Origin of the sequence: Micromonospora sp. NPDC048868, assembly GCF_043198195.1 — a bacterium.
GTDB lineage: Bacteria > Actinomycetota > Actinomycetes > Mycobacteriales > Micromonosporaceae > Micromonospora > Micromonospora reichwaldensis.
On the sequence record NZ_JBICUN010000004.1, the window covers coordinates 151,168 to 164,277 of the forward strand.

The 13,110-nt window shown below is 75.2% G+C and carries 11 protein-coding genes and 1 pseudogene; 5 read left to right on the forward strand and 7 right to left on the reverse strand.

The annotated features are described in order from the left end of the window. The first annotated feature begins 103 nt into the window (after positions 1–103). Positions 104–1,174, forward strand: coding sequence for a glutathione S-transferase family protein (locus tag ACGFNF_RS07990; protein WP_393166550.1), 1,071 nt, complete (start codon positions 104–106; stop codon positions 1,172–1,174). A gap of 36 nt (positions 1,175–1,210) precedes the next feature. On the opposite strand, the gene ACGFNF_RS07995 is transcribed toward ACGFNF_RS07990, so the two are convergent. Further along, positions 1,211–2,173, reverse strand: coding sequence for a complex I subunit 1 family protein (locus ACGFNF_RS07995; RefSeq protein ID WP_132230869.1), 963 nt, complete (start codon positions 2,171–2,173; stop codon positions 1,211–1,213). A gap of 392 nt (positions 2,174–2,565) precedes the next feature. After that, a pseudogene (locus ACGFNF_RS08000) lies at positions 2,566–3,162 on the reverse strand (NADH-quinone oxidoreductase subunit C); the annotation flags it as partial. A gap of 355 nt (positions 3,163–3,517) precedes the next feature. Between ACGFNF_RS08000 and ACGFNF_RS08005 the strand changes: the two are divergent. Further along, positions 3,518–4,564, forward strand: coding sequence for a glucose 1-dehydrogenase (locus ACGFNF_RS08005; RefSeq protein ID WP_357580423.1), 1,047 nt, complete (start codon positions 3,518–3,520; stop codon positions 4,562–4,564). Between the two features lie 6 nt (positions 4,565–4,570). Here the strand turns inward: ACGFNF_RS08005 and ACGFNF_RS08010 are convergent, their stop codons facing one another. Continuing rightward, positions 4,571–5,887 (reverse strand): DUF2252 domain-containing protein, encoded by a 1,317-nt coding sequence (locus ACGFNF_RS08010; RefSeq protein WP_357580424.1) that lies wholly within the window; start codon positions 5,885–5,887, stop codon positions 4,571–4,573. A gap of 59 nt (positions 5,888–5,946) precedes the next feature. Continuing rightward, complete coding sequence (locus tag ACGFNF_RS08015; protein WP_357580428.1) at positions 5,947–6,537, reverse strand: NADH-quinone oxidoreductase subunit B family protein; 591 nt, start codon at positions 6,535–6,537, stop codon at positions 5,947–5,949. A 176-nt stretch (positions 6,538–6,713) separates the two neighbouring features. Between ACGFNF_RS08015 and ACGFNF_RS08020 the strand changes: the two genes are divergently transcribed. Both ACGFNF_RS08020 and ACGFNF_RS08025 read left to right on the forward strand, forming a co-directional pair. Further along, entirely contained in the window at positions 6,714–7,280 is a 567-nt protein-coding gene (locus ACGFNF_RS08020; protein ID WP_357580425.1) for a SigE family RNA polymerase sigma factor, read from the forward strand. Further along, a complete protein-coding gene (locus ACGFNF_RS08025) occupies positions 7,273–8,472 on the forward strand; it encodes a hypothetical protein (RefSeq protein WP_393166552.1) in 1,200 nt (399 codons plus the stop codon). The genes ACGFNF_RS08020 and ACGFNF_RS08025 overlap by 8 nt, the downstream gene beginning before the upstream one ends. A 40-nt stretch (positions 8,473–8,512) precedes the next feature. Here ACGFNF_RS08025 and ACGFNF_RS08030 read toward each other — a convergent pair whose 3' ends face one another. Genes ACGFNF_RS08030 through ACGFNF_RS08040 form a run of 3 tightly spaced genes read right to left on the reverse strand, consistent with a single transcriptional unit; the run spans position 8,513 to position 11,939 of the window. Further along, positions 8,513–10,105, reverse strand: coding sequence for a pyridoxal phosphate-dependent decarboxylase family protein (locus ACGFNF_RS08030; RefSeq protein ID WP_393166554.1), 1,593 nt, complete (start codon positions 10,103–10,105; stop codon positions 8,513–8,515). Beyond that, positions 10,102–11,595: an MFS transporter gene (locus ACGFNF_RS08035; protein WP_357578980.1), complete on the reverse strand. Its 1,494-nt coding sequence runs from the start codon at positions 11,593–11,595 to the stop codon at positions 10,102–10,104. Before ACGFNF_RS08035 ends, ACGFNF_RS08030 begins: the two co-directional genes overlap by 4 nt. 32 nt (positions 11,596–11,627) lie before the next feature. Next, positions 11,628–11,939 carry an MGMT family protein gene (locus ACGFNF_RS08040; RefSeq protein WP_357578979.1) on the reverse strand — a complete coding sequence of 104 codons (312 nt, stop codon included), beginning with the start codon at positions 11,937–11,939 and terminating at the stop codon, positions 11,628–11,630. A 13-nt stretch (positions 11,940–11,952) separates the two neighbouring features. On the opposite strand from ACGFNF_RS08040, the gene proB reads away from it, so the two are divergent. Beyond that, positions 11,953–13,110, forward strand: a complete 1,158-nt coding sequence (gene proB / locus ACGFNF_RS08045; protein WP_151456506.1) for a glutamate 5-kinase — start codon at positions 11,953–11,955, stop codon at positions 13,108–13,110.

Genomic DNA, 13,110 nt, shown 5'->3' on the forward strand with positions numbered 1-13,110 from the left:
GGCACACCGCGAGCCCAGCGGCGGAGGTCGGCACTCGGCGCGCCCGGGGGCGGTGTAGCCGCCATGATGGGACGAGCGACGGACGACGGCGGAGGGGGCGGGCATGGGCGGCACGACCGAGGGCGGCGCGGCGACCAACGCGGACGAGGTGCTGATGCGCACCGGCGGCCGGTACGTCGAGCCGGGCGGCGAGTTCACCCGGGACCAGCGCTACATCGCCACCCGGATCACCGCCGACGCCCGCGACGGCTGGCCCGTGGAGCCCGGCCGCTACCGGCTGGCGGTCAGCCGCGCCTGTCCCTGGGCGAACCGGCTGATCATCGTACGGCGACTGCTCGGGCTGGAGGACGCGATCTCGCTGGCGGTGGCCGGCCCGACCCACGACAAGCGGAGCTGGACGTTCGACCTCGACCCGGGCGGGCGCGACCCCGTGCTCGGCATCGAGCGGCTGGCCGAGGCGTACTTCGCCCGGTTCCCCGGCTACGAGCGGGGCATCACCGTGCCGGCGATCGTGGACGTGCCCACCGGGCAGGTGGTCACCAACGACTTCGGGCCGATGAGCCTCGACCTGTCCACCGAGTGGACGGCGTACCACCGTGAGGGCGCGCCCGAGCTCTACCCCGAGCGGCTGCGCGACGAGATCGACGAGGTGAGCACGCTGCTCTTCCGGGACGTCAACAACGGCGTCTACCGGTGCGGCTTCGCCGGCGACCAGGCGGCGTACGAGAAGGCGTACCACCTGCTGTTCGACCGGCTGGACTGGCTCAGCGAGCGGCTGGCCGGGCAGCGCTACCTGGTCGGGGACACCATCACCGAGGCGGACGTGCGGCTGTTCACCACGCTGGTCCGCTTCGACCCGGTCTACCACGGGCACTTCAAGTGCAACCGGAGCAAGCTGACCGAGATGCCGGTGCTCTGGGCGTACGCCCGGGACCTGTTCCAGACGCCGGGCTTCGGCGACACGGTCGACTTCGACCACATCAAGCGGCACTACTACGAGGTGCACCGCGACATCAACCCGACCGGGATGGTGCCGCTCGGCCCCGACCTGGCGAACTGGCTCACCCCGCACGGCCGCGAGGCCCTCGGCGGTCGTCCCTTCGGCGACGGCACCCCGCCCCCGCCGCCCCCGCCCGCCGAGCGCGTCGACCCCGCCCACACCCCGCTGCCCTGACGGCGCGCCCCACCGCGCGACGCGGACGGCGCGCCCCTACAGCGCGACGCGGACGGCGGCGGTGAGAACCAGTTGGCCCAGGGAGACGGGGACCAGGACTAGCCAGCAGAGACGCTGGAGCTGGTCCTCGCGCAGGCGGGGGTAGGACACCCGGAGCCAGATGATCAGGAACGAGACGGCGAAGACCTTCAGCAGGGTCCACAGCCAGCCGAGCTGCGCGTCGGCGAAGGGGCCCTGCCAGCCCCCGAGGAAGAGCACGGTGGTGAGCGCGGCGATCACCACGATCCCGACGTACTCGGCGAGCAGGAAGAACGCGAACCGCAGGCCCGTGTACTCCGTCATGTAGCCGAAGACCAGCTCCGAGTCGGCGACCGGCATGTCGAACGGCGGGCGGCGGATCTCGGCGAGCCCGGCGAGGAAGAAGACGACCATGGCGGGGGCCTGCCAGAGCAGCCACCACGGCTGCCACGCCTCGACGATGCCGGAGAGGCTGAGCGTCCCGGCCGCCATCGCCACCGACGCGGCGGCCAGCACCAGCGGCAGCTCGTAGCCGAGCAGCTGGGCCGCGCCGCGGATCCCGCCGAGGAGGCTGTACTTGTTGGCCGACGCCCACGCCGACATCAGCACCGCCACCACGCCCACGCCCACCACGGCCAGCACGAAGAACAGGCCGATGTCCAGCGGCTGCCCGACCAGGTCGTCCGGGCCGAGCGGGATCACCAGCAGGACCAGCAGGTAGGGCACCAGGGCGACCGCCGGGGCGAGCCGGAAGACCGCCCGGTCCGCCTCCCGGGGCGTGACGTCCTCCTTCTGCACGAACTTCACGCCGTCGGCGACCAGCTGGGCCCAGCCGTGGAAGCCGCCCGCGTACATCGGGCCGAGCCGGCCCTGCATGTGCGCCATCACCTTGTGCTCGGCCTGCCCGACCAGCAACGGCAGGGTGAGGAAGGCGACGAGCACGCCCCCCACCCGGATGACCAGCTCCAACCACAGTGGCATCAGGGCGTACCTCCGTCGTCGCCGGAACGCTCCGACGCTGCCGGGCCCTCGGACGCGGGCCGGTCCGCCGGCGGGCCGGGGCGGGCCGTCCGGCCGCCGGGCCCGCCGGGTGACTGACCGGCATCGCCCGCCGGGTCGGCGGGACCGGTGACCGCCGGGTCGGCAGGCGCCGGACCGTCGACAGGTGCGGCGGGCGGCGGACCGGCGTCGGCCACCGGGTCGGCGGGACGGGTGACCGCCGGGTCGGCGGGTGCCGGGCCGTCGGCGGGTGCCGGGCCGTCGGCGGTGGCGGCGGGCCGGGCGGTACGGGGTGGACGGGCCCCCGGGGCCGGTCGGGCAGGCCGCTCCCGGGCCGGGCGGGCCGGGGTGCCGCCGCGCGGCCCCTCGCCGACCCCGCCCGCGCCGGCAGGTGTCGGCGTCGTCCCCCACTCCCCCGGCGCGGGTACGCCCGGCGGGCGGATCGGGCGGCGCCCGCCGCCGGCCTCGGACTCGCCCGGTTCCTTCGCGCCCGGCCAGGGCTTCGCCACCCGGGAGGCGAGCACGACCTCCTTGCGCAGTGGATGCCCCTCGAACTCGGGCGGCAGCAGCAGCGGTGCCAGCCCGGCGTGACCGGGAAAGTCGATGCCGAACATCTCGTGCGTCTCCCGCTCGTGCCATGCGGCGCCCGGGTAGACGTCGACGACCGAGGCGACCGCCGGGGCGTCCCGGGGCACCCGGGTCCGCAGCAGGATCCCGTGCCGGCGGGTGGTGGACCAGAGGTGCGCCACCACGTCGAAGCCGCCGGCGAGTTCGTCGACGGCGGAGAGCCAGTCGAAGTAGTCGCAGGCCAGCTCGGCGTCGTCGCGGGCCGCGCGGAGCGCGTCCGGCCAGTTCGCCGGCGGTACGTCGACGGTGGCGCGGGCGTACGCCTGGCCGCCGGAGACCGACGGGGTCACCTCGGCGGGCGCGAGCAGCGCCACCATCCGCTGGCCGACCTCTTCCGGAGTCATGCCGCTGATCCTAGGTCCTCCCCCGCACCCCCCACCCAACCGAACGCCCCACGCCCCGCGCCCACCCCACCCCCGATCCCCCGCCCTTCCGCCGCCCCTCCGCCGGGACGATCATGCAGTCGTGGTGCCCGGTTCGGCAGGGAAGGCGACCTTCGTCCCCCACCACAACTGCATGATCGAGCGGACGCGGCGTGCGGGCGGAGCTGCGGGGCACGGGGCACGGGGCACGGGGCACGGGGCACGGGGCACGAGAGCGTGGGGTGCGGGGTGCGGGCGCGGGTGCGGGGCGCGGAGGTGCGGGGTGGATGTCGGGCTTTGGCGGCGGGGGATACCGGGGGCGGGGAAGGATGGGGGCGTGCGCGCTGTGACTGTCATTCCGGGTGTCGCCGACTCGCTGCGGCTGATCGACGATCATCCGGAGCCACCGCCCGAGGAGGGCGCGATCCTGGTCGAGGCGCTGGCGGTGGGGATCTGCGGCACCGACCACGAGATCATCGCCGGCGACTACGGCGAGGCGCCGCCCGGCGCGGACCGGCTGGTGCTGGGGCACGAGTCGCTGGGCCGGGTGCTGGAGGACCCGTCGGGCACGCTGCAACCCGGCGACCTGGTGGCGGGCGTCGTCCGGCACCCCGACCCGGTGCCCTGCCCGAACTGCGCGGTCGGCGAGTGGGACATGTGCCGCAACGGTCGGTTCACCGAGCACGGCATCAAGGCCCTGCCCGGCTTCGCCCGGGACCGCTGGCGGCTGCAACCCCGGTTCGCCGTGGGACTGGACCGGGCCCTCGCCCCGGTCGGCATGCTGCTCGAGCCGACCAGCGTGGTGGCGAAGGCGTGGGAGCACATCGAGCGCATCGGTGCCCGCGCCGAGTGGCAGCCGCAGACCGTACTGGTCACCGGGGCCGGGCCGATCGGCCTGCTGGCCGCGCTGCTGGCCACGCAGCGCGGGCTCGCCGTGCACGTGCTGGACCGCAACACCACCGGGCCGAAGCCGGACCTGGTCCGGGCGCTCGGGGCGACCTACCACACCGTGCCCGTCAGCGAGCTGGACTTCGAGCCGGACGTGGTGCTGGAGTGCACCGGGGCGCCGGTCGTCGTCCTCGACGTGATGTACAAGGCCGCGCCGACCGGCATCGTCTGCCTGACCGGCGTCTCCAGCGGCGGGCGGACCATCGACCTCGACGCCGGGGCGCTCAACCGCGCGCTCGTGCTGGAGAACAACGTCGTGTTCGGCTCGGTGAACGCCAACCGCCGGCACTGGGACCTCGCCGCTGCCGCGCTGGCCCGCGCCGACCGGTCGTGGCTCGACGCGCTGATCACCCGCCGGGTGCCGGTGGAGGCGTACGCCGGGGCGTACACCTCCGAGCCGGACGACATCAAGGTGGTGCTGGAGTTCGGTTCCTGACTCCGCTCAGAGGCCGGGCAGCCGGCCGTTGCGGAACAGGTCGACGAAGAGCTGGTGGTCCTGCCGGGCGCGGACGCCGTACGCGTGGGCGAAGTCGACCAGGTGCGTCACGAAGCCCGCCTCGTCGGCGTCCACCGCCGCCACGATCGCCTCCTCCGTGGAGTAGTCGACCAGGTCGTGGCTGGACTCGTCGTCGGCCACCGAGTGCATCCGGGCGACCGCCCGGCCCAGGTCGGTCAGCACGCCGGCCAACTCCTCCGGCTCGTTCACGTCCGCCCAGTCGAGGTCGGCCGCGTACGGGGAGACCTCGGCGACGAGCTGCCCGGCCCCGTCCAGCTCGGTGAAGCCCAGCCACGGGTCGGCGTGCGCCTGGAGTGCCCGCTGCGACTCGGCCGTGCGGTGCCCCTGGTGCTGGAAGTAGCCCGCGACCGCCTCGTCGGCGATGTGCCGGGCCACCGCCGGCACCTGGGCCTGCTTCATGTAGATGACGACGTCGTTCTCCAGCGCCTGGGTGTGCCCCTCCAGCAGCAGGTTGTACGACGGCAGCCCGGCCGAGCCGATGCCCACCCCCTTGCGCAGCACCACGTCCTTGATCTGGGTGGCCACGGGACGGAGCTGGGCGGAGGAGGCGGGCAGCGTGCCGAGGTAGTCCTCGAACGCGGCGCAGACCCGTTCCCGGGTCTCGGCGTCGATCTCGTAGACGCCGTCGCCCAGCGAGAACCGGCGTTCGTAGTTGTCGATGGTGGTCTGCGTGGCGAGCAGGTCGACCCGGGTGTTGAGCCGCGCCTGCTGGAGCACCCGGCGGAGCACCCCGTCGGCGTTGTCCAGGGTGATCGAGCCGATCGCGTCGTCGCCCCCCTCGGCGATGGCGCGCAGCTCGGTCAGGTACGACCGGGCGAAGCCGGTGACCAGGTCGCTGATCGCCCGGTCGGAGAGCGCCTTGGCGTAGCCGATCAGCGCCACGCTGGCCGCCAGCCGCTTCAGGTCCCAGCTGAACGGCCCCACGTACGCCTCGTCGAAGTCGTTGACGTTGAACACGAGCTGCCCGGACGCGTTCATGTACGTGCCGAAGTTCTCCGCGTGCAGGTCGCCGTGGATCCACACCCGGCTGGTCCGGTCGTCGAGGAACCGGTCGTCGGCGAAGTCACCGACCTGGTCGGCGTAGAAGAGCGAGGCGCTGCCCCGGTAGAAGGCGAACGGGGACGCGGCCATCTTGCGGAACTTGCGGCGGAAGGCGGCCGGGTCGAGAGCCATCGACGCGCCGAACTCCTCGGTGAGCACGTCGGCGATGTGGGCGGAACGCTGGTCGGCGGAGTGGTTCATGGTGCGCAGGCTAGCCCCCGCCAGCCAACCGGGGTTCTCGGCCGACCGGACCGTACGGCTCAGGAGGTGGGCGGGCGGACCGGCGGGGCGGTCAGCGACTCCGCCGAGCGGGGACGCATACCGGTCGAGCCGGCGTCGGCCAGCGGGGCGTCGACCGGCGGGGCGAGCGCGTCCGGCCGGGGCACGCCGCCGATCCCGGACTGCTCGGCGGCGATCTTCTCCTGGAGGCGCAGGATGCCGTGCAGGAGCGCCTCGGGCCGGGGCGGGCAGCCGGGCACGTAGACGTCGACCGGGATGAGCTGGTCGACGCCCTTGGTCACCGAGTACGAGTCCCAGTAGGGGCCGCCGCAGTTGGAGCACGCGCCGAACGAGATGACGTACTTCGGCTCGGGCATCTGGTCGTAGAGCCGCTTGATCGCGGGGGCCATCTTGTCGGTGACCGTCCCGGAGACGACCATGAGGTCGGCCTGCCGGGGCCCGTGCGCGAACGGGATCACGCCCAGCCGCATGAAGTCGTGCCGGCCCATGCTGGTGGCGATGAACTCGATCGCGCAGCAGGCCAGGCCGAAGTTGAAGACCCAGAGCGAGTAGCGGCGGCCCCAGTTCAGCACGAACCGGATCGGCTCACCGAGCACTCCCGGCACCTGCACGACCGCCCCCTTCCCGAGCACCGCCACAAGTCAACCACAGCCCACGGCGGCGCCGGTCGACCCGTCGGTGCCCCGTTCCGCCGTCGGATCCACGACCGCGCCGGCCGCAACCGGCCGCGACCCGGTGGAGTGTTACCGCCGCCAGACACCCACGGCGGCCCGAACGGGGAGGGACAGTGACTGTGACGATGGGGGCCCGCGCCAACGAACCACCTCCGACGGTCGACGCGCGGACCGGCGAGGGCGCGGCGACGATCACCTTCGACGACTTCTACCACGCGCACTTCCGCAGCGTGACCGCGCAGCTCTGCGCGTACACCGGAGACCTGGGCCAGGCCCAGGACCTGGCGCAGGAGGCGTTCTGCCGGGCGCTCGCCCGGTGGGACCGGCTGGCCCGCTACGACGACCCGGTGGCCTGGATCCGGCGGGTGGCCTGGAACCTCGCCCGCAGCAGGTGGCGTCGGCTGCGTACCGCCCGCGGCCACCTGCTGCGGCAGCGGCGGGTGGAGGCGCAGGTGCCGGGCCCGACGCCGGACCGGGTGGCCATCGACAGGGCGCTCGCGGCGCTGCCCGAGAAACACCGGCGGGCCGTGGTCCTGCACTACCTCGCCGACATGTCCGTCGCCCAGATCGCCGTCCAGGAGGGGGTGGCCGAGGGAACGGTCAAGTCGTGGCTGCACCGGGGCCGCGCCGTCCTGGCCACCCTGCTCGACGAGAACCCGGAGGGAGTCGGCCATGCCTGAGCAGGACCCGCTGCGGGCGCGCTTCGCCGCGTACCGCGGAGACCTGACGGACCGGATCGACGGTCCGGGCCCGGACGCGGCCCGGCGCACGCTGCGGCGTCGCCGCCGCGCCGCCGTCGCGACCGGGGCGGTCGCCGTCGCGCTGGTGGTGGCCCCGATCGCCGCCGTCGCGGCGCTGCGGGACGCCCCGCCGCCGGCACCGCCGGCGGCGACGCCGACGGCCGACCCGACGTGGTCCCCGTCGCCCCGACCCTCACCCGACGTGTCGCGGTCGCCGTCGTCGTCGCCGTCGTCACCGGCCGCGCCGGACGGCCGGATCACCGAGCGCCAGCTGCGCGCCGCCCGACCCGACCTGCCGGCCTGGGCCGGCCGCAACTGCGCCGACACCACGCGGGTCGCCCTGCTGCCGGCCACCACGCCGGAGGTGGACCGGCCGTACCTGATCAGCGTCACGCACGGCGACGTCGACGCCGACGGCGCCACCGAGACGCTGGCCCTGGTCGGCTGCCGCATCGGCGAGGCGTCGGCGAAGCAGGTGGTCGCCTTCGACCGGGACGCCGCCGGGCGGATCGTCACGCTGGGGCGGGTGGCCCGGACGCACGAGGAGGGTGACGGCGGCTTCGAGGACGTCCGCGCCGTCGCCGTGGCCGACGGGAAGGTCCGCGTCCAGGTCGCCGACATCCAGCCCTGTTGCAGCATTCCGGCGTACTGGGCGCGCCAGCAGTGGCGGACGTACGGCTGGAACGGCGAACGGTTCGCCCAGACCGGCGGCCCGACCACCTTCGGCCGGGACTCCCGCCTCACCGACCTCGCGATCTCCGCCGGGCCGTTCGTCCTCGGACCGGCGGACGAGCATGGCCGGTTCCAGGGCACGCTGACGGTGACCGTGACCAACCGGGGGTCCCTCGACGCGGACCGCGTCGCCTTCCGGCACCTGGAGGCCTTCGGCACGCCCGCCGGCGGCGACTGGGACCGGTGTGAGCCGGCCCGCGTGCAGCCGGAGTGGCCGTCGTGCCTGACCGAGGGGGTGCCGGCCGGGGAGCGCCGGAGCTGGACCTTCCGCTTCCGCCTCGGGCCGGAGAGCCTTGAGACGGGCCTGTCGGTCTGGCTGGTCCACTACGGCGCCGACCACCGCTACTGGCCGGACCTGACCCCCGGGGACAACCACGTCGCCGTCCGGGTGGAGAGGTGATCCGGCGGCGGCGTCCACCCGGCGGGGTGGACGCCGCCGCTCACCAGGTGGGACGTTGCAGCAGGCCGACGAACTCCACCAGCAGCCGTTCCCGCAGCGCCGGCGGCGCGGCGTCGAGCAGGGTGTTCACCACCGCCATCCGCCCTACCGGCGCACCACCGGTGCCGGCGGCGTCGGCGCCGTCGGCGTCGTCGTCGGGACCGGCCGCGTCGTCGGAACCGGCCGCGTCGTCGGGACCGGCGGAGCGGCCTGGACCGGGCGCGTCGGCGGGGGCGGTCAGGCCCAGGCCGGCGGCCAGGCCCGCGACCAGGTCGGGGGTGAGCGCGTCGGGGGTCAGCGTGGTCGCGAGGGCGAGCAGCTCGGCGGGGAGCGCCACCGGTCCGGCGGCCCGGGCGGCGGCCACGGCGTCGGCCAGGTCCGGGCCGAACTCCGCCACCCGGGGCGCCACCGCGGCGGTCACCGTCAGGTGCACGCTCGGCGGCAGGTCGGCGTACGACAGCTGGGGCTGGGTGTGCCAGCCGCGGGCGGCCAGCTCGTCGACCAGGACGAAGAGGTCGAGGCCCGCATCGGTGGCGGTGAAGCAGATGACTGTCGACTCCGGCTCGGCCATCAGCCGCAGCCCGTCGACCGCGCGGACGGCGTCGGCCAGGCCGGCGACGGCGTCCCGGGTGGCCGCCGCGAGCCGCAGGTACCCGTCGTCGCCGAGGTGCCGCAGGGTGGCGTACGCGGCGGCGATCGGTCCGCCGGAGCGGGTGGAGGCGATGACCGGGTTGACCATCGTGTAGCCGGGCCAGTCCGCGTACGCGAAGTACTGCGGGGCGCGCAGCGCCGGGTCACGGTGCAGCAGCACCGACACGCCCTTCGGGGCGTACGCGTACTTGTGCAGGTCCACCGAGATCGAGGTGACCCCCGCGAGCGCGAAGTCGAACGGCGGCACGTCCGCCCCGAGGCGGCGCAGGTACGGCAGGGTCCAGCCCCCGAAGCAGGCGTCCACGTGGCAGCGCACCCCGGCCTCGGCCGCCGCCGCCGCGATCTCGGCGACCGGGTCGACGACGCCGTGCGCGTACGAGGGGGCGGAGCAGGCCACCAGCACGGTCTCCGGGCCGATGGCGGCGGCCACGTCGGCGGCGGCCGGCCGCAGCGTCGACGCCGACACGGGCACCGTGTCCACGGCGACCCGCAGGTAGTGCGCCGCCTTGGCGAACGCGGCGTGCGCGCTGGCCGGCACCACGATCCGGGGTGCCGCGATCTCCGGGTGGGCGTCCCGGGCGGTCTTGACGGCGAGGATCAGCGACTCGGTGCCGCCGCTGGTGACGCTGCCGACGACGTCCGGCGCGGCGCTGCCGGGGCCGCCGCCGAGCAGCCGGGCGGCAGCGCCGACCAGCGCGTTCTCCATCGCCAGCAGCGACGGGAAGGCGGTCGGGTCGAGCCCGTTGACGTGCGCGCTGCCGGCGTACGCGGCGGCGGCCAGCTCGTCCAGCCCCGGCACCGCCGGGTCGTAGACGTACGCGAACAGCCGCCCCCCGTGCGTCGGCCGGTCGGCGCAGCGCAGCGCCGACACCTCCGCCAGCACCTGCTCGGCGGGCAGCCCGTTCCCGGGCAGCGCCCGCCGCTCGGTTCCCTCGTCGATCATGGAGTCGTGGTGCCCTTTCCGTGGGGGTCAGCGGCTTTCCTCCCCACCACAACCGCATGATCGGCGGGGTGGGTGCGGGGGTGCGGGGTCGGGGCGGGGGCGGCGGCGGCCAGGCGGGCCGGGGTCAGGTCGTAGGGGCGGAGGGCCAGGACCGCCAGGCCGACCAGGAGGGCGGGGAGGACCGTGAAGCCGAGCAGGATGCCGAGGCGGGCGGTGCCGGACTGGGTGGCCGCCGTGCCGGTGTCGGAGGAGACGTAGCCGCTGAGCTGGAGCACCAGGCCGAAGATGCCCGGCCCGAGGGCCAGCCCGAAGGTCTCGCCGGCCGTCCAGAGGCCGGTGAAGACGCCCGCCTGCCGCCGGCCGGTGCGCGCCGTGTCGTACGCGATGCAGTCCGGGAGCATGGCGAGGGCGAACACCTGCTGTCCGGCGTAGCCGACGCCGATCAGCGCGACCAGCAGGTAGACCGCGAGCGGGGGCAGCACCGGGGCGGCGACCAGGGCAAGCGCGCCCGCCGCGAAGATCAGCGAGGCGGCGACCAGCGCGGCGAGCTTGCCGACCCGCGCCCCGACCCGGGTCCAGAGCGGCATCACCAGCAGCGCCGGCCCGACGAAGCAGGCGAACAGGACGGTCGGCCCGCCCTTGGGATCGCGCAGGATCTGGTCGGCGAAGTAGTTGACCCCGGCGAGGACGGTGGCCACCCCGGCGGACTGCACCACGAAGCAGACCAGCAGCGCCCGGAACGGTCGGTTGCGGGCGGCGACGGCGAGCTGGGCGCGCAGCGTCGGCTCGCTCTCCCCCACCGTGCCGGAGGGCGCGGACCGGGTGCCGAGGAAGGCGCCGACCGCCCCGAGCACGATCAGCCCGGCGACGAAGAGCCCCATCCAGCGGTGCCCCGGGACGCCTCCGCCACCGGCGTCGCGCACCAGCGGGGCCACCGCGCCGGAGACCAGGATGGCCAGCGCCAGCACCGCGATCCGCCAGCTCATCATCCGGGTACGTTCGGCGTAGTCGCCGGTCAGCTCCGCCGGCATCGCCACGTACGGCACCTGGAAGAAGGCGAACGCGGTGGCGGTGGCGAGGAAGGCCAGCGCCACGTACGCCCCGGCGGCCGGCCCGGCCCCGAACGGCGCGGCGAAGATGGCGGCGAAGAGCACGCCGAGCGCGAGCCCGGCGACCAGCAGGTACGGCCGGCGGGCGCCCCAGCGCGACCGGGTGCGGTCGGAGATCCGGCCGGCGACCGGGTTGACCAGCACGTCCCACGCCTTCGGCAGGAGCACCAGCAGGGCCGCCGCGCCCGCCGCGACGCCGAGGGTGTCGGTCAGGTACGGCAGCAGGAGCAGGCCGGGCACGGTGCCGAACGCGCCGGTCGCCAGCGATCCGAGCGCATAGCCGGCGTGCACCCGGCGCGGCAGCACGCCCGGCGCGGACGTCGGGCCGGCGGCGGGCGGCGCGGCGGGCGGGGAGCCGGCTCCACCCGGCGGCGCGTCCATGACGCCGAATGTTACTCATGTTATGGCGCGGGTCACATCCCCTCCTCGGGGGACCAGCTCGCCCTCATGTCCACCCCGTCGCCGCGCAGCGGCGTCCCCTCGGCGCGCAGCCGGGCCCGCGCCTCCCGCTCGTGCCCGGGTGGCAGCCGGCCGGCCGCGTTCACGACCCGGTGCCAGGGCACTCCCCCGCCGTGCCGGGCCATGATCGAGCCGACCAGCCGGGCCGACGCCCGCCCCGAGCGTTCGGCCAGCGCGCCGGCCACCGCCCCGTACGACATCACCCGGCCCGGCGGGATCCGCTCGACGAGCTCCAGCACCGCTTCGACGTACTCGTCAGGTCTCACGACCGGCCACGATATGAGAACGCGCCGGGGCGTGCCGGGACCGACCACGCAGAATGGGCGGGTGCGTGACATGGTCACGGCGGCCCGGCGGGTCGTCGTCAAGATCGGATCCTCCTCGTTGACCACCGCCGAAGGCGGGCTGGACGACGGGCGGGTCGGCGCGCTCGTCGGCACCCTGGGCGCGCTCGCCGCCGAGGGCCGGGAGGTCGTGCTGGTCAGCTCCGGCGCGATCGCCGCCGGCCTCGCGCCGCTGGGGCTGTCCCGGCGCCCGCGCGACCTGGCCACCCAGCAGGCCGCCGCCAGCGTCGGGCAGGGCCTGCTGATCGGCCGGTACGCGGCCGCCTTCGCCCGGCACGGGCTGACCGTCGGGCAGGTCCTGCTCACCGTCGACGACGTGACCCGGCGGGCGCACTACCGCAACGCGTACCGCACGCTGCGCAAGCTGCTCGACCTGCGGGCGGTGCCGATCGTCAACGAGAACGACACGGTCGCCACCGAGGAGATCCGGTTCGGCGACAACGACCGGCTGGCCGCCCTCGTCGCCGCCCTGGTCCACGCCGACCTGCTGGTCCTCCTCTCCGACGTGGACGCCCTCTGGACCGGCGACCCCACCCGCCCGGGCTCCAGCCGGATCAGCGAGGTGCACGACGAGCGGGACCTGACCGGGGTCGACATCGGCGGCGCAGGCCGGGCCGGCGTGGGCACCGGCGGCATGGTGACGAAGGTGGAGGCGGCCCGGATCGCGACCGGGTTCGGCATCCCGGTGGTGCTGACCGCCGCGCCGCTGGCCGCCCCCGTGCTGGCCGGCGAGCCCGTCGGCACCCTGTTCCACCCGAGCCGCCGCCGCCCGACGGCCCGGCTCTTCTGGCTGGCCCACGCCACCACTCCCCGGGGGCGGCTGCACCTCGACCCGGGCGCGGTCGCGGCGGTGGTGGGTCGCCGCAAGTCGCTGCTGCCCGCCGGCATCACGGCCGTGGACGGGGCGTTCACCGCGGGCGACCCGGTCGACCTGGTGGACGTCGAGGGCGCGCCTGTCGCCCGGGGACTGGTCAACTACGACGCGGTCGAGCTGCCCGGGCTGCTCGGCCGGTCGACCACGGAACTCGCCGCGGCGCTCGGCCCGGCGTACGAACGGGAGGTCGTCCACCGCGACGACCTCGTACTGCTGTGA